Raw genomic sequence first — 19354 nt, 5'->3', positions numbered from 1 at the left:
TAGATGCTACGGCGCAGGCTTCAACCGGCGCCGTAGTTTTAACTTGAGCAGCGACTTACAAAGCCGCGGCTCTTATTTTGAAGAAATGAGACAAGCAGGGGCATTCGGGTTGGTACCCGAACTATCAGCGTGATCCTAAGTGGCTTGTTTTGGTCGCTGCACTTGGCCTTTTGCAAGCAAACTCGGTGTTTTCGCCGGTGGTGTCCCCAAATCGAGGGTGACCAAGCATGCAAGAAAGCGTGATGCAGCGCATGTGGAACAGCGGCTATCTTTCAGGTGGTAACGCTGCCTATGTGGAAGAGCTTTATGAGCTCTACCTGCACGACCCTAACGCTGTGCCAGAAGAATGGCGCACCAAATTTCAGACGTTGTCTTCAGACGGCAACGCTGCCACCGATGTATCGCATGCAACAATTCGCGATCAGTTCGTGCTGCTGGCAAAGAACCAGCGCCGCGCCCAGCCGGTTTCCGCCGGAAGCGTGAGCAGTGAGCACGAGAAGAAGCAAGTTGAAGTACTGCGACTGATCCAGGCCTACCGTATGCGTGGCCACCAGGCAGCCCAGCTTGACCCGCTGGGGCTGTGGCAGCGTCCTGCACCTGCAGACCTGTCGATCAATCATTACGGCTTGACCAATGCCGATCTTGATACGACCTTCCGTGCCGGCGACCTGTTCATCGGCAAAGAGGAAGCGAGCCTACGCGAAATTCACGAAGCGTTGCAGCAGACATATTGCCGCACCATCGGTGCCGAATTTACGCACATCACTGATTCCGAGCAGCGCCACTGGTTCCAGCACCGTCTTGAAGGCGTGCGTGGCCGTCCAGTGCTGTCCGCGGACGTCAAGAGCCACTTGCTCGAGCGCGTCACCGCAGCGGAAGGCCTGGAAAAATACCTGGGTACCAAATACCCGGGCACCAAGCGTTTCGGCCTGGAAGGCGGCGAAAGCCTGATTCCGATGCTCGACGAGCTGATCCAGCGTTCCGGCTCCTACGGCACCAAGGAAATCGTGATCGGCATGGCCCACCGTGGCCGTTTGAACGTGCTGGTCAACACCTTCGGCAAGAACCCGCGCGAGCTGTTCGACGAGTTCGAAGGCAAGAAAAAGGTTGAGCTGGGTTCCGGTGACGTTAAATACCACCAGGGCTTCTCGTCCAACGTAATGACCACCGGCGGTGAAGTTCACCTGGCCATGGCGTTCAACCCATCCCACCTGGAAATCGTTTCTCCAGTGGTCGAGGGGTCTGTACGTGCTCGCCAGGATCGTCGTAACGACTCCACCGGTGAGAAGGTCCTGCCGATTTCCATCCACGGTGACGCGGCATTCGCAGGTCAAGGCGTGGTCCTGGAAACGTTCCAGATGTCGCAGACCCGCGGCTTCAAGACTGGCGGTACCGTTCACATCGTCATCAACAACCAGGTGGGCTTCACCATCAGCAACCCGCTGGACGCACGCTCTACCGAGTACGCGACCGACGTGGCCAAGATGATCCAGGCGCCGATCCTCCATGTGAATGGCGATGATCCGGAAGCCGTGTTGTTCGTGACCCAACTGGCCATTGATTACCGCATGCAGTTCAAGCGTGACGTGGTCATCGACCTGGTCTGCTACCGCCGTCGCGGTCACAACGAAGCGGATGAGCCTAGCGGCACCCAACCGTTGATGTACCAGCAAATCACCAAGCAGCGCACCACCCGTGAGCTGTACGCCGACAGCCTGATCAAGGCCGGCGTAGTGGACGATGCACGTGTTCAGGCGAAGATCGATGAATACCGCAACGCGCTGGACAATGGTCTGCACGTGGTAAAAAGCCTGGTCAAAGAGCCGAACAAAGAGTTGTTCGTTGACTGGCGTCCGTACCTGGGCCACGCCTGGACGGCGCGTCACGACACCTCGTTCGATCTGAAAACCCTGCAGGAACTGTCTGCCAAGCTGCTGGAAATTCCAGACGGCTTCGTCGTACAGCGCCAGGTTGCGAAGATCTACGAAGACCGTCAGAAGATGCAAGCCGGCGGCCTGCCGATCAACTGGGGTTACGCCGAAACCATGGCGTACGCGACCCTGGCGTTCGAAGGTCACCCGATCCGCATGACCGGCCAGGACATCGGCCGTGGTACGTTCTCGCACCGTCACGCTGTGCTGCACAACCAGAAAGACGCGGGCACCTACATCCCGTTGCAGAACCTGTACGAAGGCCAGCCACGTTTCGACCTGTACGATTCGTTCCTGTCCGAAGAGGCCGTACTGGCGTTCGAATACGGCTACTCGACCACCACGCCTCAGGCATTGGTGATCTGGGAAGCCCAGTTCGGCGACTTTGCCAACGGTGCCCAGGTGGTTATCGACCAGTTCATCACCAGCGGCGAGCACAAGTGGGGCCGTCTGTGCGGTCTGACCATGCTGCTGCCACACGGTTATGAAGGTCAGGGTCCGGAGCACTCCTCGGCCCGTCTGGAGCGTTACCTGCAATTGTGCGCCGAGCACAACATCCAGGTGTGCGTGCCGACTACCCCGGCCCAGATCTACCACTTGCTGCGTCGCCAGGTGATCCGCCCGCTGCGCAAGCCGCTGGTAGTGCTGACGCCGAAATCGCTGTTGCGTCATAAATTGGCCATCTCGACCCTGGAAGATCTGGCTGATGGTTCGTTCCAGACCGTTATTCCAGAAATCGACACCCTCGACGCCGCCAAGGTCACTCGCCTGATCCTGTGCAGCGGCAAGGTCTATTACGACTTGCTGGAAAAACGCCGTGCCGAAGGCCGCGAAGACATCGCCATCGTGCGGATCGAGCAGCTTTACCCGTTCCCGGAAGACGACCTGATGGAGGCCATCGCGCCTTACACCAACCTCACCAACGTGGTGTGGTGTCAGGAAGAACCGATGAACCAGGGCGCTTGGTACAGCAGCCAGCATCACCTGCGTCGCAGCATCGGCAACCACAAACAGGCACTGGGCCTGGAGTATGCCGGTCGTGATGCTTCTGCTGCACCTGCTTGTGGTTATGCATCGATGCACGCCGAGCAGCAGGAAAAACTGCTGCAAGATGCTTTCACTGTTTAACGCCTTCGCGCTGACTGAAACCGAATTTTAAGGACCCACAGATAATGGCTATCGAAATCAAAGCCCCGTCATTCCCGGAATCGGTTGCCGATGGCACCGTTGCCACCTGGCACAAGAAACCAGGCGAGGCCGTCAAGCGTGACGACCTGATCGTCGACATCGAGACCGACAAAGTCGTTCTGGAAGTGTTGGCTGAAGCTGACGGTGTGCTGGGCGCAATCGTTGCCGAAGAAGGCGCTACCGTTCTGTCGAACCAGGTACTGGGCTCGATCGAAGAGGGCGGTGCTGCTGCCGCTGCTCCTGCTCCTGCCGCTGCTGCACCGGCTGCTGCCGCAGCTCCAGCTGCTGCACCGGCTGCGGGCGCTGAAGATCCAATCGCTGCCCCGGCTGCGCGTCAGCTGGCTGACGAAAACGGCATCAACCTGGCTTCCATCAAAGGCACCGGCAAAGACGGCCGCGTGACCAAGGAAGACGTGGTTGCCGCGGTTGAAGCCAAGAAAAACGCTCCGGCTGCCGCACCTGCCAAGGCTGCTGCCCCGGCTGCCGCTGCGCCTGTGTTCGCCGCTGGCGACCGCACCGAGAAGCGCGTACCGATGACCCGCGTACGTGCCACCGTGGCCAAGCGCCTGGTTGAAGCACAGTCGAACATGGCGATGCTGACCACTTTCAACGAAGTCGACATGACCGAAGTCATGGCCCTGCGTTCGAAGTACAAGGATCTCTTCGAAAAGAGCCACAACGGCGTACGTTTGGGCTTCATGTCGTTCTTCGTGAAAGCGGCCACCGAAGCGCTGAAACGCTTCCCGGCAGTCAACGCTTCCATCGACGGCGGCGACATCGTTTACCACGGCTACGCTGACGTCGGCGTTGCCGTATCCAGCGACCGTGGCCTGGTAGTACCGGTTCTGCGTAACGCCGAACTGATGAGCCTGGCTGAAATCGAAGGCGGCATCGCCAACTTCGGCAAGAAAGCCCGTGACGGCAAACTGACCATCGACGAGATGACCGGTGGTACCTTCACCATCACTAACGGTGGTACTTTCGGTTCGATGATGTCGACCCCGATCGTCAACCCGCCACAAGCTGCGATCCTGGGCATGCACAACATTCTGCAGCGTCCTATGGCGATCAACGGCCAAGTGGTTATCCGCCCGATGATGTACCTGGCGCTGTCGTACGATCACCGCCTGATCGATGGTAAAGAAGCCGTGACTTTCCTGGTGACCATCAAGAACCTGCTGGAAGACCCGGCTCGTCTGCTGCTGGATATCTGATAAAGCGGCGGTGAGCCGCACTACCCACCCTGTCGCAAGGCAGGCCGGAGTGCGGCTCACGGCTTGAAGCTTTTAGCTAAAGAGGATTTTTTTTCATGTCGCAGAAATTTGACGTTGTAGTGATTGGTGCGGGCCCTGGCGGCTACGTTGCCGCCATCAAGGCCGCACAACTGGGCCTCTCGACTGCTTGCATCGAAAAATACACCGACAAGGAAGGCAAACTGGCGTTGGGCGGTACTTGCCTGAACGTTGGCTGCATTCCTTCCAAGGCGCTGCTGGACAGCTCCTGGAAATTCCACGAAGCGCAAGACGGTTTTGCCATCCACGGCATCAACCACGCTGGCGTGACCATGGACGTGCCAGCAATGGTCGGCCGCAAGGCCAACATCGTTAAAGGCCTGACTTCCGGCGTTGCTACCCTGTTCAAGGCCAACGGCGTTACTTCCCTGCAAGGCCACGGCAAACTGCTGGCCGGCAAGAAAGTTGAAATCACCAAGCCTGACGGTTCGGTAGAAGTCATCGAAGCCGAGAACGTGATCCTGGCTCCAGGTTCGCGTCCAATCGACATTCCACCGGCTCCCGTTGACCAGAACGTAATCGTTGATTCGACCGGCGCCCTGGAATTCCAATCGGTTCCAAAACGTCTGGGCGTGATCGGCGCTGGCGTGATCGGCCTGGAACTGGGTTCGGTCTGGTCCCGTCTGGGTTCCGAAGTCACCGTGCTGGAAGCCCTGGACACGTTCCTGTTGGCTGCCGACACCGCAGTGTCCAAAGAAGCGCTGAAAACCCTGACCAAACAAGGTCTGGACATCAAGCTGGGCGCTCGCGTTACCGGTTCCAAGGTTAACGGCGACGAAGTAGTCGTGACCTACACCGACAAGGATGGCGAACAGACCATCACTTTCGACAAGCTGATCGTAGCCGTTGGGCGCCGTCCAGTGACCACTGATCTGTTGGCTTCCGACAGCGGCGTGAACATCGACGAGCGTGGTTTCATCCACGTTGACGATCACTGCGCTACCACCGTGCCGGGCGTCTACGCCATTGGCGACGTGGTTCGCGGCATGATGCTGGCGCACAAGGCTTCCGAAGAAGGCATCATGGTTGTCGAACGCATCAAGGGTCACAAAACCCAGATGAACTATGACCTGATCCCGTCTGTTATCTACACCCACCCGGAAATTGCATGGGTCGGCAAGAACGAACAGCAGTTGAAAGCTGAAGGCGTTGAAGTTAACGTCGGCACCTTCCCGTTTGCCGCTTCTGGCCGTGCCATGGCAGCCAACGACACCGGTGGTTTTGTCAAAGTCATCGCTGATGCCAAGACTGACCGCGTATTGGGCGTCCACGTGATTGGCCCAGGCGCAGCAGAACTGGTTCAGCAAGGCGCAATCGGTATGGAATTCGGCACCAGCGCCGAAGACATCGGCATGATGGTTTTCTCCCATCCGACCCTGTCCGAAGCGCTGCACGAAGCCGCGTTGGCAGTGAATGGCCATGCCATCCACATCGCCAACAAGAAGAAGCGCTAAGCGAGATAATAAGAAACCACGGCGGTTGCCCGTCGTGAGCCTTGTGCGCAAGACTCACCGCGGAATATCCGCTGGACGCAGTCTTGCGCAGTTTCACCACCCAGGGTTCAGGCCTTTGGTGGTTTGACTGTGCAAGCAGCAGTCACAGGTGGCGCGGCACTCAATAAAGAGCGCAGCGCCGAATGCGCAGTACCTAACGAAGACGGTAATAAGCATGAATCTTCACGAGTATCAGGGTAAGCAGCTGTTCGCTGAATACGGCCTGCCAGTATCCAAGGGTTACGCAGTAGACACCCCGGAAGCAGCAGCAGAAGCTTGCGACAAAATCGGCGGCACCGAGTGGGTTGTCAAAGCCCAGGTTCACGCTGGTGGTCGCGGTAAAGCGGGCGGCGTCAAGCTGGTTCGCAGCAAAGAAGACGCCAAAGCCTTCGCTCAGCAGTGGCTGGGCAAGCGTCTGGTGACTTACCAGACTGATGCCAATGGCCAGCCAGTCACCAAGATCCTGGTTGAATCGTGCACTGATATCGCTAAAGAGCTGTACCTGGGCGCTGTCGTTGACCGTTCGAGCCGTCGCATCGTGTTCATGGCCTCCACCGAAGGTGGCGTGGACATTGAGAAGATCGCCGAAGAAACCCCAGAAAAAATTCTGAAAGCCACTATCGATCCACTGGTTGGCGCTCAGCCATTCCAGGGTCGCGAGCTGGCTTTCCAGCTGGGTCTGGAAGGCAAGCAAGTTGCCCAGTTCGCCAAGATCTTCGTAGGTCTGGCCAAACTGTTCCAGGATCACGATCTGGCCCTGCTGGAAGTGAACCCGCTGGTGATCAAGGCTGACGGCGATCTGCATTGCCTCGACGCCAAGATCAACATCGACGCCAACGCCATGTACCGTCAGCCTAAGCTGAAGACTTTCCACGATCCGTCGCAAGACGATCCGCGCGAAGCGCACGCTGCCAAGTTCGAACTGAACTACGTAGCCCTGGAAGGTAACATCGGTTGCATGGTCAACGGTGCTGGCCTGGCCATGGGTACCATGGACATCGTCAACCTGCATGGCGGCAAACCAGCCAACTTCCTCGACGTAGGCGGCGGTGCCACCAAAGAACGCGTTACCGAAGCGTTCAAGATCATCCTGTCCGACTCCAACGTCGCAGCAGTACTGGTCAACATCTTCGGCGGCATCGTTCGTTGCGACATGATTGCCGAAGGCATCATCGGTGCAGTGAAAGAAGTCGGCGTTAAAATCCCGGTGGTTGTTCGCCTTGAAGGTAACAACGCTGAACTGGGCGCTAAAGTACTGGCAGAAAGCGGTTTGAACATCATCGCTGCTACCAGCCTGACCGACGCTGCTCAACAAGTTGTCAAAGCTGCGGAGGGCAAATAATGAGCGTCCTGATCAATAAAGACACCAAGGTTATTTGCCAGGGTATTACCGGTTCGCAAGGTAGTTTCCACACCCAGCAAGCCATCGAATACGGCACCAAGATGGTCGGTGGCGTTACTCCGGGCAAAGGCGGCACCGAGCACCTGGGGCTCCCAGTGTTCAACACCGTGAAAGATGCTGTAGCTGCCACTGGCGCCACCGCCAGCGTGATCTACGTTCCAGCTCCTTTCTGCAAGGACTCCATCCTGGAAGCAGCATTCGGCGGCATCAAGCTGATCGTTTGCATCACCGAAGGCATTCCTACCCTGGACATGCTGGACGCTAAAGTTAAGTGCGACGAGCTGGGTGTTACCCTGATCGGCCCTAACTGCCCAGGCGTGATCACTCCAGGCGAATGCAAGATCGGCATCATGCCAGGTCACATTCACTTGCCAGGCAAAGTCGGTATCGTTTCCCGTTCCGGCACCCTGACCTACGAAGCTGTCAAGCAGACTACTGACGCCGGTTTCGGTCAGTCGACTTGCGTCGGCATCGGCGGTGACCCGATCCCAGGCTCGAACTTCATCGACATCCTGAAACTGTTCCAGGAAGACCCGAAGACCGAAGCGATCGTGATGATCGGTGAGATCGGCGGTTCGGCTGAAGAAGAAGCGGCTGCCTACATCAAGGCACACGTGACCAAGCCGGTTGTTTCCTACATCGCTGGTGTGACTGCCCCTGCTGGCAAGCGCATGGGCCATGCTGGCGCAATCATCTCTGGCGGCAAGGGCACTGCAGACGAGAAGTTTGCTGCCCTGGAAGACGCAGGCGTTAAAACCGTGCGTTCGCTGGCAGACATCGGCAAGGCTTTGTCCGAGCTGACCGGTTGGGCTGTCAAGTAAGCCTCGCGCTTAACTGACGCTTCACCCCACAAAGGCCACCTTCGGGTGGCCTTTGTGCATTCTGAAGGTTGGTGGAGATTAAAATGTGGGAGCGGGCTTGCTCGCACATTTGATCGTATTTCAAAATTTAGATATGAAAACGCGACATAAAAATGTCGCTTATCGGACAGTTCGCCCCGCAACAGTGCGTTTGACCCGCAAATTCGTTAGGCTAGCCGCCTCTTTATGCGTGCGCATCCCAAAAGGAAGCCCCGCGCTAGACCCGTCAGTCCCCATCAGGACCGGCAGTATTTCCCTCATCCATAGGGAAGCCCTCTCTAAATTCCGATTCAGTAGTGTGGTATTTCCTCAAATGAAAGTGTTGAAAAGCCAGGACATCCTGGCGTTGGGCTTTATGACTTTTGCCCTGTTCGTGGGCGCCGGCAACATCATCTTCCCGCCTATCGTCGGTTTGCAGTCCGGGCCTCATGTCTGGATGGCGGCGCTGGGCTTCCTGATCACCGCGGTCGGTTTGCCGGTGATCACTGTCGTCGCCCTGGCCAAGGTCGGTGGTGGCATGGACGCGTTGAGCAGCCCGATCGGCAAGATCGCCGGTGGCTTGCTGGCAGCGGCTGCTTACCTCGCAGTCGGCCCGTTGTTCGCCACCCCGCGAACCGCCACCGTTTCCTTTGAAGTGGGCCTGGCGCCGCTGACCGGTGAAAGCCCGCTGGCGCTGTTCCTCTACAGCTCGGTGTATTTCCTGTTGGTGTTCTTCATCTCCCTGTACCCGGGCCGTCTGCTGGATACCGTCGGTCGCTTCCTGGCGCCGTTGAAGATCATCGCCCTGGCCGTGCTGGGCATCGCTGCCTTCGCCCTGCCAGCCGGTGATGTGGGTGTCGCCACCCCTGAGTACGTGGCTGCTCCGTTCTCCCAGGGTTTTATCAATGGTTACCTGACCATGGATACCCTCGGTGCCCTGGTGTTCGGCATCGTGATCGTCAATGCGATCCGCTCCCGTGGCGTCGAGTCGCCGAAGCTGATCACCCGGTACGCGATCATTGCCGGGCTGATTGCCGGCGTGGGCCTGGCGCTGGTGTACATCAGCCTGTTCCGCCTCGGCTCGGGCAGCCATGAAGTGGCCGCCGGTGCTGCCAACGGCGCCGCCGTGCTGCACGCTTACGTCCAGCACACCTTCGGCTCCCTGGGCAGCGGCTTCCTCGCCGTGCTGATTTCCCTGGCGTGCCTGGTGACGGCGGTGGGCCTGACCTGCGCCTGCGCCGAGTACTTCAGCCGTGTGTTGCCGCTGTCCTACAAGACCCTGGTGGTGATCCTGGCGGTGTTCTCGCTGTTTGTGTCCAACCTGGGCCTGACCAAGCTGATTGCGTTCTCGATCCCGGTACTCACCGCGATCTATCCGCCGTGCATCGTGCTGGTGGCCCTGAGCTTCTGTAAGGACTTCTGGCAGGAGCAGGGCCGTATCGTGGGCCCGGTGATGCTGGTGTCGTTCATCTTCGGCTGCATTGATGCGCTGAAGGGCGCAGGCCTGGCGGACTGGATGCCATCGCAACTGGCTCACCTGCCGTTGAGCGAGCAGGGCCTGGCGTGGTTGGTGCCTTCGGTGATGACCCTGGTGGTCGCCGTGGTTATTGACCGGCTGCTGGGCAAGCGCAGCGAAGCGATTGCTTAAAGCTTCTGGCCAAACGTTGTAATCGAAAATGCCCCGTATCAAACGATTCGGGGCATTTTTTATGGCTGTTATTCAGCGTCAGGAGCGGGGCTTAGTCCGACTTTTCGCACTTTGCTCCCCTGATAAAAGCAGCGGACAAAGTAAAGCCCGCACTTGGCGGGCTTTCTTTTGCAACATGACTTTTCAAGCCACGGTGTTCAAGTCGTCAGACTCAAGAACCGGTTGCAGGTGCTGCTTCTTTTGCGGCTGCGTTGTTCGATTCCTGCTGGGCTTTGGCAGCTTCAGCGTTTTCTTTTGCAGCGTCGTTCACTTTATCCTGAGCTTCACTCATTTTTTCTTGAGCTTGTTCAGCATGTTGGTTGGCGTCCTGAGCTTTGTCCTCGGATTTTTTATCGCAGGCAGCGAGGCCGAGGGCAGCGGCCAACATCAAGGAAATAGCTAAAGTCTTGCGCATGGGGTGTTTCTCCTTATTGAAGATATCTACTGGCCTTTCGAGCCTATGCCCAACGCTTAGTTCCTTAAATCTCACAGATATATAAGGCGTTTCCCAAGGGAACTTTCACCAAGGTTGTCTACACCGCCGGATTCACACTAATAAGAGTCTTTAACGAATGACCGAAAATCCTCTTTTATCCCGTGCCACGCGTTTTGTTTCGGCCTTGCGTCACTGCCAGGTACTGGGTATCCAGGTGCATGCCGCCAGTGAAGACGGTATGACGCTGGTATTGCCCTATGGTCCGCATATCGTCGGAGATCCGCAGACCGGGGTGATCCACGGCGGCGCGCTGACGTCCTTGATGGACACCGCCTGCGGCATGGCCACCCTGTGTGTATTGCCGGAGTTCGAGGTCTGCCCGACCCTGGACCTGCGTGTCGACTACATGCACCCGGCCGAACCCCACAGGCCGGTGTTCGGTTTCGCCCAGTGCTACCGGGTCACCACCGACGTGATCTTCACCCGTGGCTTTGCCTACCAGGATGACCCGCAGCAGCCGATTGCCCATGTGGTGGGCACGTTCATGCGCATGGGCAAGCGCCTCAAGGGCAGCCAGGGCCTGGGTAATACGATCAAGGGAGAGCAGCAGCCATGAAGCATCAGTTCAAGACCCGACTGCAGCAGGCCCACGAGCGCGGCAACTACGACGCGCTGCTCAACCTGATTCCCTACGCCAAGCTGATCGGCATCGAATGCACGCGCCTGGGGGATGAATTGCTGTTCCGCATGCCGGCCAACAAGGACAACATTGGTAACCCGATATTGCCGGCGATCCACGGCGGGGTGATTGCAGGCTTCATGGAGCTGTCCGCCGCCTTGCATCTGCTGGTGTTCACCGGTGCGCCGGGCGTGCCGAAAATCATCGATTTCTCCCTGGATTACCTGCGCGCCGGCCAGTTTCGCGACACCTACGCCAAATGCCAGGTGTGGCGCCAGGGGCGGCGGGTGGCCAATGTGGCGATTACGGCGTGGCAAAGCACCCAGGCTGAACCGATTGCCACCGCCCGTGCGCATTTCAAGATTGAGGAACCGGCTCGCCCTTGAAATCCTGGTCTTAGCCCCCAACTTTGATGACAACCCGCCGCCAACCCTCAAGGGCGCGGCCACTGCCATCCAATTGGAGTTTGATGACCATGAGTGTGGAAACTCAAAAGGAAACCCTGGGCTTCCAGACCGAGGTGAAGCAACTGCTGCACCTCATGATCCATTCGCTGTATTCCAACAAGGAAATTTTCCTTCGCGAATTGATCTCGAACGCCTCTGACGCTGTCGACAAATTACGTTTCGAAGCCCTGTCCAAGCCTGAATTGCTGGAAGGCGGCGCGGAACTGAAAATCCGTGTGAGCTTCGACAAAGACGCGAAAACCGTCACCCTCGAAGACAACGGTATCGGCATGAGCCGTGACGATGCGATCACCCACCTGGGGACCATCGCCAAATCCGGCACTGCTGATTTCATGAAGAACCTGTCGGGCGACCAGAAGAAAGATTCGCACCTGATCGGCCAATTCGGCGTGGGCTTCTACTCGGCCTTTATCGTTGCCGACAAGGTTGAAGTCTTCAGCCGCCGCGCCGGCCTTGCCGCCAGCGAAGGTGTGCACTGGTCTTCCAAGGGCGAGGGCGAGTTTGAAATCGCCACTATCGACAAGGCTGACCGCGGTACGCGCATTGTCCTGCACCTGAAGTCCGGTGAAGACGAATTCGCCGATGGCTGGCGCCTGCGCAATATCATCAAGAAGTACTCCGACCACATCGCGTTGCCGATCGAGTTGCCGAAAGAACAAGCCGCTGCGGAAGGCGAAGAAAAGCCTGCGCTGGAATGGGAAACCGTCAACCGCGCCAGCGCCCTGTGGACCCGCCCTCGTACCGAAGTCAAGGACGAGGAATACCAGGAGTTCTACAAGCACATCGCTCACGACTACGAAAACCCGCTGAGCTGGAGCCACAACAAGGTCGAAGGCAAGCTGGAATACAGCTCGCTGCTCTACGTACCGGCCCGTGCTCCGTTCGACCTGTACCAGCGTGAAGCGCCGAAAGGCCTGAAGCTGTACGTGCAGCGTGTGTTCGTGATGGACCAGGCGGAATCGTTCCTCCCGTTGTACCTGCGCTTTATCAAGGGCGTGGTCGACTCCAACGACCTGTCGCTGAACGTATCGCGGGAAATCCTGCAGAAAGATCCGATCATCGACTCGATGAAGTCGGCGCTGACCAAGCGTGTCCTCGACATGCTGGAAAAACTGGCGAAGAACGAGCCTGAGCAATACAAGGGCTTCTGGAAAAACTTCGGCCAGGTCATGAAAGAAGGCCCGGCAGAAGATTTCGCCAACAAGGAAAAAATTGCCGGTCTGCTGCGTTTCGCCTCGACCCACGGTGACGACGGCGAGCAGAACGTTTCGCTGGCCGAATACCTGGCGCGCGCCAAGGAAGGTCAGGACAAGATCTACTACCTGACCGGCGAAACCTACGCTCAGGTCAAGAACAGCCCGCACCTGGAAGTCTTCCGCAAGAAAGGCATCGAAGTGCTGCTGCTGACCGACCGCATCGACGAGTGGCTGATGAGCTACCTCAGCGACTTCGACGGCAAGAGCTTTGTTGACGTCGCCCGTGGCGACCTGGACCTGGGCAACCTGGATTCCGAAGAAGACAAGAAAGCCGCTGAAGAAGTGGCCAAGTCCAAAGAAGGCCTGGTTGAGCGCATCAAGACCGCCTTGGGCGATGCCGTCAGCGAAGTGCGGGTTTCCCACCGTCTGACCGATTCCCCGGCGATTCTGGCCATCGGCGAGCAGGACCTGGGCATGCAGATGCGTCAGATCCTGGAAGCCAGCGGTCAGAAGGTTCCGGATTCCAAGCCGATCTTCGAATTCAACCCGGCTCACCCGCTGATCGAGAAACTCGACGGCGAGCAGAGCGAAGAGCGCTTTGGCGACCTGTCGCACATCCTCTTCGACCAGGCAGCCCTGGCTGCCGGCGACAGCCTGAAAGACCCGGCCGCTTATGTGCGCCGACTGAACAAGCTGTTGGTTGAACTGTCGGTTTAACACCGTTGTAGAAAAACCCGCTTCGGCGGGTTTTTTCGTTCTAGAGCCTTTCACCTGGAGTAAATGATGAGCCAAATCACCGTGCGTTCCGTGGTCTATCAGATTGATGGCCAGTCTTATGAAAGCCGCCTGGCATTTGATGCCAGTCATAAGGGCCCGCTGCCAGGGTTGTTGATGGCGCCGAACTGGATGGGTGTCAGTGCCGGCGCTGAAGAGATCGCCAAGAGCGTGGCCAGCAAGGGCTACGTGGTGCTGCTTGCCGACCTTTACGGGCAAACTGTTCGCCCTTCGAATGGCGATGAAGCCGGTGCGGCGATGATGCCGTTGAAGAATGACCGGCCGCTGCTGAACAAGCGCATGCAAGTCGCGCTTGATCACCTGAAAACCCAGACCGAAGCGGCGGTGGATACCTCGAAGCTGGCAACCTTCGGTTTCTGCTTCGGCGGCTGCTGTTCCCTGGAGCTGGCGCGTACCGGTGCGCCGTTGAAAGCCGCCGTTTCGTTCCACGGCAGCCTCGACACACCGAACCCGGCCGATGCGAAAAACATCAAGGGTTCAGTGCTGGTGTTGCACGGCGCTTCCGACCCGCTGGTGCCGAAAGAGCAACTGCCGGCGTTTGAAGACGAAATGAACGCCGCCGGTGTGGATTGGCAATTGCTGAGCTACGGCGGTGCAGTGCACTCGTTTACCGACCCGCACGCGAACGTGCCGGGCAAGATGATGTATGACGCGAAGACCGCCGCACGGGCCTTCCAGTCGATGCATAACTTGCTGGATGAAGTGTTCAAGGGCTGATAGCGCGGTTCCCTGAGCTGGCCCCTTCGCGAGCAAGCCCGCTCCCACATTCGAGCGCATTCCCATTGAAGGAACGCGGTCGAATGTGGGAGCGGGCTTGCTCGCGAAGGCTATCTAATGGGCAATAAAGCGCTTAAGCCTTGCCTCCAGGCAACTCGATCCGCTCACTTTCCCCCGGCACCGTCGGCCAATCCCCGGCCGCCCAACGCTGGCGAGCCTGCTCGATCAACACCGGGTCACTCGCGACAAAATTCCAGTTGATCCGCCGTGGCCCGTCCAGCGCCGCGCCGCCGAACACCACCAGATGGCAATCCGTCTCGGCAAACAGCGCCAGGCTTTCGCCCGCCGGTAACACCACCAGGCTGTGGACCTCCAGCACCTCGCCCTCCAGCTGCGCCTCACCCTCCAGCACATACACCGCCCGTTCCGCATGCTCATCCGGGATCAGCAGCGTGGTGGCCGTCTGCATTCGAACCTCGGCATACAGGGTGGGCGACAGCACTGGCACCGGCGATTCCAGGCAAAAGCCGCTGCCGGCAATCAGGCGAATCTGCACGCCGAGGTTGTCACTCACCGGCAAGCTGGCGGCGGGGTGATGGCTGTAATGCCCGGGCCCTTGCTCATGTTCCTTGGGCGAGGCCAGCCACACTTGCAGCCCGTGCAGGCCAAAACCACTGGCCTTGAGTGCTTCGGGGCTGCGCTCAACGTGGGCAATGGCGCTGCCGGCGGTCATCCAGCTGACATCCCCGGCCTTTACCACCTGGTCGGAACCCAGGCTGTCCTTGTGCAGGAGTTCGCCTTCAAACAGGTAGGTCAGGGTGGAGAGGCCGATATGCGGGTGCTGGCGAATATTCATGCCGGTACCCGGGGTATAGCGGGTGTGCAGCATATGGTCGAAAAACACGAACGGCCCGACGCTGCGGCATTGCCGGGAGGGCAACGGGCGCAGGATCGGTTGCCCTTCAACGTCTTCGGCGCGGGGGCGGATCACGGTCACTGTGGTCATGGTGCGTCCCAATCTGAGCGGGTTAGATGCCTCTGAGCATAACCCGCTCGACGGGAGGTTGCCGCTACTGGCTGAAGGCGCCTTCCGAGAGCTTGGTCTCGATGGTGACTTCGGCCGTGGTCATCAGCTTGTGCACCGGGCAGCGATCCGCCACACGGTGCAGCTCATCACGCTGCTCGTCGGTGAGTACGCCCTTGAGGGTGAGTTTGACGTTGAGCGTGTATTTGCCCTTTTGCTCTTCGGTGCTGTCATGGGTGACTTCCACGGTGACACCGGTGAGCGGAATATCTTTTTTCTGGGCATAGAGCTTGACGGTCAGTGCCTTGCACGATGCCAGCGCGGCATCGAAGTAATCGTGGGGAGAGGGCGCCGAGTCGTCGCCGCCCAGGCTCTTGGGCAGGTCGGTAAACAGCTCGTGGTTATTGATATTGACGCTGTGGCGGAAGTTTTCGGCGTTCAGCGTATTCACGGTAACAGGCATGGCAAACCTCACAGGGTGGCAGGAAGAAGGTCATGCAGTTATAGAGCATGCTGGCACCTTGGTGTTCCCTGTTGTTTACCGCTGAACCCGCAGGCGCGGCTTGAGGTCTACCTTCATTAGCCCTTGTTTGAGATGCCCCTGTGCGCCGGACCCGCCTGAGTATTGCCCTGTTGCTGGCTGCCGCGAGCCTTGCGGTACAGGCCCGCGACTATGCCTACAGCGATGCGCACCTGCATTACGTCGACTTCTTCCAGGAGTCGGCGGGCATGGACAAGTTGCTCAAGGCCATGGCCGATAATCGCATCGAGCATGTGATGATTTCCGGGATTCCCGTGGCCAAGAAGTGGCACGAAGACGAACCCAAGCGCCCGCGCTATTACGCCGGGGATGACGCCGACGCCTATTGGTACAGCGCCACCGACGTGTTCGTCGCCGACGCGGTCAATAAACTGAGTCCGGAGCAACGTCAGCGCTTTCATCCGTTCCTCAGCGGTTTCAACCCCAACGACAAAAACGCGGCGTCCCACATCCAGCGCATGCTCGACCTCAATCCGGGGCTGTGGCAAGGCATCGGCGAAGTCTTCACCCGTCACGATGACCTGACCGCACTGACCTCCGGCGACACGCCAAGGGCCAATAACGAGGCGATGACCCGCATCTATCACCTGGCAGCGGAGAACGATTTGCCGGTGATGGTGCACTCCAACATCACCTCCAAGCGTGAGAAAAATCCGTTGTATCTGGCGGAAATGGAAGAGCCGCTGCGCAACCACCCGCACACCCGGTTTATCTGGGCCCATGCGGGCAGCAGCATGGAAATCCACCGGCACCAGACGCAGATGGATTTCTTGCTGCCCACCCTGGCGCGCCTGCTGGAGGCTTACCCGAACCTGTACGTCGACCTGTCCTGGAGCGTGCTCACGCCTTACTTGCTGGATGAGGCGGGAACGCCACGTCCTGAGTGGGTAAAACTGGTGGCGCGCTTCCCGGACCGCTTCATGCTCGGTTCAGACGTGGTAGGGCGCTTCAACAAGCTCGGTAAGGAAATGCGCAGCTTCGACCCGTTCCTCGATGCGCTGCCTGAAGACGTGGCCAGAAAGGTCGCCCGGGACAATTTCCTGGCGATTTTGCCCAAGCCCAAGTGAGGGGTTTGTCATCCTGTCGTCATCCCTGCGTCATAAGCTGCGGCCTTCTCAAACAAGGAGTGCAGCATGCAATTCACCCGTTCAGGCGCCCTGGCGGCGCTGATGATGATCAGCAGCCTGGCCAGTGCCGAAGTGCGTATCGAAGGCCCAGTGGAGTTCGGCGTGTTTGATGGCCCGAAAGCCGATCTGCAAGCCGGGGAGCGCGTGCTGCGCCGCAGCAACGAACAGATCCAGGCCACCACCGTGGTGCCGGCGAAGCTGGGCACCAAGTTCGGGCTGCGCTATCAATTGCTTGGCAAAGCTGTCGAAGACACGCCGCTGACCTTGCTCTACTTCACTCCGGGTATTCGCACGCCGGACGGTGTGCGTCATGACAAACTCGAAGTGACTCAGAAGCTGGTTCCCGGTGCGCCGCAGGAGGTGATGGCGTTCGAGTTCACCGAGCATCACGAGGTCGTGCCTGGGGAGTGGCGTTTCATGGTGTTCCAGGGCGACCGCCTGCTGACGCAAAAGAGCTTTACCGTACGCTGAATCGCTACAGCCGGGGCGGGGCGATCATAAGGCGTTTTGATATCGCGTTTTCGTCTTACGCAAACCCCGTTCCTCGCCGATACCTTTCAAGAGCCCGCTGCAGGTGGATGCAGCGCTTTTGGAAGGATTCCGAACATGAATATCAGAAGTCTGAATATTGCCCCTCGCGCCGGCCTGGGGTTTGGTTTGCTGGCGCTGATGGTGTTTGCCCTGGGCGGGTTTGCCCTGTTGCAGATGGGCAATATGCGCCAGCAGTCGGACCAGGTGGAAAACAACTGGCTGCCCAGCGTGATGGCGGTCGGTGAAATGAATCAGGACCTGCTGCGGGTGCGGGCCCTGACCTTACGCTTGTTGCTCAACCGCGACCCGCAGGCGATCACGCAGAATGAACAGAAAATCACCGAGCTGAAAAGCGGCCTGCACAAGGCTCAGTCTCTCTATGAAGGCTTGATTGTGCTGCCTGAAGAACGGGTGCTGTTCGATCGCTTCAAAGCCGAGGAAGCTCGCTACCTGCAACGCCAGGAGCAGGTCATGGGGTTTTCCCGGGCCAATCAGCTGGAAGACGCGATCAAGGTGGTTAACGGTGAGATGAACCAGTTGGCCGACGAGTTGGCTGGCACCTTGCGGGAGCTGGTGACGCTGAACAAAGTCAGTGCCAATCAGGCGGCGAGTCAGGCCCAAAGCGTGTTCGCCCAATCGCGCAGCTGGGTAGTCGGCATGATTGCCGTGACGGCGTTGATCACCATTGGCCTGGCGTTGCTGCTGACCCGCAGCATCGTGCTGCCGTTATCCCAGTCGCTGAAAGTCGCACAGGGCGTGGCCAGCGGCGACCTGACCGGCGTGATTACGGTCAGCGGCAAGGACGAGCCGGCGCGTTTGCAGCAGGCGCTGAAAAGCATGCAGGAGAGCCTGCGGGAAACCATCCGGCGTATTTCCGATTCGTCCAGCCAATTGGCGTCGGCTTCCGAAGAACTTAGTTGCGTGACGGAAGACGCGACCCGTGGGCTGCATCAGCAGAGTCAGGAAATCGAACAGGCGGCCACTGCGGTGAATCAGATGACGGCGGCGGTGGAGGAGGTGGCGAGCAATGCGGTGGCCACGTCCCAGGCGTCGCGTGAGTCTGACCGGATCGCCCAGCATGGTCGTGAGCAGGTGCATCAGACGGTGTTGTCGATTGAGTCCCTGGCCGATGATGTGACGGCCAACGCGACGCAGGTGGAGGATTTGGCGCAGAAGGTGTATGGCATCAGCAAGGTGCTGGATGTGATTCGCTCGATTGCCGAGCAGACCAATTTGCTGGCGCTGAATGCTGCCATTGAAGCGGCGCGGGCCGGGGATGCGGGGCGTGGGTTTGCGGTGGTGGCGGATGAGGTGCGGGCGTTGGCGCATCGTACGCAGCAGTCGACCCAGGAGATCGAGCAGATGATCAGCGGGATTCAGCAGGGGACTGATCAGGCTGTGAGTTCCATGCAGCAGAGCAACACGCGGGCGCGTTCGACGCTGGATATTGCCAAGTCGGCGGGTACGGCGCTGGAGGAGATTGCTTCGGCGTTTACCTTGATCAATGAGCGCAACCTGGTGATTGCCAGCGCCTCGGAAGAGCAGGCGGCGGTGGCGCGGGAGGTGGATCGCAATTTGATGAATATCCGTGATCTGGCGCAACAGACGTCGGCGGGGGCGAATCAGACCAGTGCGGCGAGTCAGGAGTTGTCGCGGTTGGCGGTGGATCTCAACACCATGGTGGCTAGGTTTTCGGTTTAGGCTTTTGGAGGGGGCATATCCGTTATTTAGGTAACGGCCTCGTATGGTTCCGCTCTTACAGCGGGCCACTTTGGAAAAGCCTGTACGGACCGGACACATGGTGGACACATGTACGGGGACATGGTTGACACATTATGAACCGTAATCAGGCTGCTTCACGTCGATCGTTCGCAAAAAGTGATGGCAGAAATAGACATCAAACAGCCCGTCACTTTCAGTGTTCGGACGTAGTGCAACGTGATGTCCAGCCAGGCCTTTGGCGATCCTGAAGTAGCGCTTCTGAAACTTAAATCGACTGATCGACTGTG

General features: G+C 58.7%; 16 protein-coding genes. 13 read left to right on the top strand and 3 right to left on the bottom strand.

Going from position 1 to position 19354, the window contains the following annotated elements:
* Positions 1-227: 227 nt before the first annotated feature.
* The 6 genes from P3C29_RS19675 (at position 228) to brnQ (ending at position 9793) form a co-directional block, all read left to right on the top strand.
* Complete coding sequence (locus P3C29_RS19675) at positions 228-3059, top strand: 2-oxoglutarate dehydrogenase E1 component (RefSeq protein WP_010166252.1); 2832 nt, start codon at positions 228-230, stop codon at positions 3057-3059.
* 44 nt (positions 3060-3103) lie between these two features.
* On the top strand, positions 3104-4333 hold the full coding sequence (odhB, locus tag P3C29_RS19670; RefSeq protein ID WP_010166254.1) for a 2-oxoglutarate dehydrogenase complex dihydrolipoyllysine-residue succinyltransferase: 1230 nt from the start codon (positions 3104-3106) through the stop codon (positions 4331-4333).
* A 95-nt stretch (positions 4334-4428) separates the two neighbouring features.
* Positions 4429-5865, top strand: coding sequence for a dihydrolipoyl dehydrogenase (lpdA, locus tag P3C29_RS19665; RefSeq protein WP_010166256.1), 1437 nt, complete (start codon positions 4429-4431; stop codon positions 5863-5865).
* Between the two features lie 214 nt (positions 5866-6079).
* The gene (sucC, locus tag P3C29_RS19660) at positions 6080-7246 is read left to right on the top strand and encodes an ADP-forming succinate--CoA ligase subunit beta (protein WP_003210567.1); all 1167 of its coding nucleotides are present in this window, start codon (positions 6080-6082) and stop codon (positions 7244-7246) included.
* Positions 7246-8127: a succinate--CoA ligase subunit alpha gene (gene sucD / locus P3C29_RS19655; RefSeq protein WP_010166265.1), complete on the top strand. Its 882-nt coding sequence runs from the start codon at positions 7246-7248 to the stop codon at positions 8125-8127. The genes sucC and sucD overlap by 1 nt, the downstream gene beginning before the upstream one ends.
* A gap of 352 nt (positions 8128-8479) precedes the next feature.
* Positions 8480-9793 (top strand): branched-chain amino acid transport system II carrier protein, encoded by a 1314-nt coding sequence (gene brnQ / locus P3C29_RS19650; RefSeq protein WP_010166267.1) that lies wholly within the window; start codon positions 8480-8482, stop codon positions 9791-9793.
* Between the two features lie 211 nt (positions 9794-10004).
* On the opposite strand, the gene P3C29_RS19645 is transcribed toward brnQ, so the two are convergent.
* A complete protein-coding gene (locus P3C29_RS19645; RefSeq protein ID WP_010166269.1) occupies positions 10005-10247 on the bottom strand; it encodes a hypothetical protein in 243 nt (80 codons plus the stop codon).
* Between the two features lie 157 nt (positions 10248-10404).
* On the opposite strand from P3C29_RS19645, the gene P3C29_RS19640 reads away from it, so the two are divergent.
* The 4 genes from P3C29_RS19640 (at position 10405) to P3C29_RS19625 (ending at position 14122) form a co-directional block, all read left to right on the top strand.
* Entirely contained in the window at positions 10405-10884 is a 480-nt protein-coding gene (locus P3C29_RS19640) for a PaaI family thioesterase (protein WP_010166271.1), read from the top strand.
* Positions 10881-11333: a PaaI family thioesterase gene (locus P3C29_RS19635; protein WP_169385912.1), complete on the top strand. Its 453-nt coding sequence runs from the start codon at positions 10881-10883 to the stop codon at positions 11331-11333. Before P3C29_RS19640 ends, P3C29_RS19635 begins: the two co-directional genes overlap by 4 nt.
* Positions 11334-11422: 89 nt before the next feature.
* The gene (gene htpG, locus P3C29_RS19630) at positions 11423-13327 is read left to right on the top strand and encodes a molecular chaperone HtpG (RefSeq protein WP_010166275.1); all 1905 of its coding nucleotides are present in this window, start codon (positions 11423-11425) and stop codon (positions 13325-13327) included.
* Between the two features lie 66 nt (positions 13328-13393).
* A complete protein-coding gene (locus tag P3C29_RS19625) occupies positions 13394-14122 on the top strand; it encodes a dienelactone hydrolase family protein (protein ID WP_008434010.1) in 729 nt (242 codons plus the stop codon).
* Between the two features lie 133 nt (positions 14123-14255).
* Here the strand turns inward: P3C29_RS19625 and P3C29_RS19620 are convergent, their stop codons facing one another.
* Both P3C29_RS19620 and P3C29_RS19615 read right to left on the bottom strand, forming a co-directional pair.
* On the bottom strand, positions 14256-15128 hold the full coding sequence (locus P3C29_RS19620; protein WP_275965252.1) for a pirin family protein: 873 nt from the start codon (positions 15126-15128) through the stop codon (positions 14256-14258).
* A 64-nt stretch (positions 15129-15192) separates the two neighbouring features.
* Positions 15193-15609: an OsmC family protein gene (locus tag P3C29_RS19615; protein ID WP_177087538.1), complete on the bottom strand. Its 417-nt coding sequence runs from the start codon at positions 15607-15609 to the stop codon at positions 15193-15195.
* 140 nt (positions 15610-15749) lie between these two features.
* Here P3C29_RS19615 and P3C29_RS19610 point away from each other — a divergent pair, with 140 nt between their 5' ends.
* The 3 genes from P3C29_RS19610 (at position 15750) to P3C29_RS19600 (ending at position 19046) form a co-directional block, all read left to right on the top strand.
* Positions 15750-16754, top strand: coding sequence for an amidohydrolase family protein (locus P3C29_RS19610; RefSeq protein WP_275965251.1), 1005 nt, complete (start codon positions 15750-15752; stop codon positions 16752-16754).
* Positions 16755-16820: 66 nt separating this feature from the next.
* Entirely contained in the window at positions 16821-17285 is a 465-nt protein-coding gene (locus P3C29_RS19605; protein WP_275965250.1) for a DUF3859 domain-containing protein, read from the top strand.
* 135 nt (positions 17286-17420) lie between these two features.
* Entirely contained in the window at positions 17421-19046 is a 1626-nt protein-coding gene (locus P3C29_RS19600) for a methyl-accepting chemotaxis protein (protein ID WP_010166285.1), read from the top strand.
* The last annotated feature ends 308 nt before the right edge of the window (positions 19047-19354 follow it).

Origin of the sequence: Pseudomonas sp. 1912-s (genome assembly GCF_029269205.1) — a bacterium.
Taxonomy (GTDB): Bacteria; Pseudomonadota; Gammaproteobacteria; order Pseudomonadales; family Pseudomonadaceae; genus Aquipseudomonas.
Note: the sequence above shows the minus strand (reverse complement) of the source record. Positions and strands in the feature narration are given on the sequence as shown.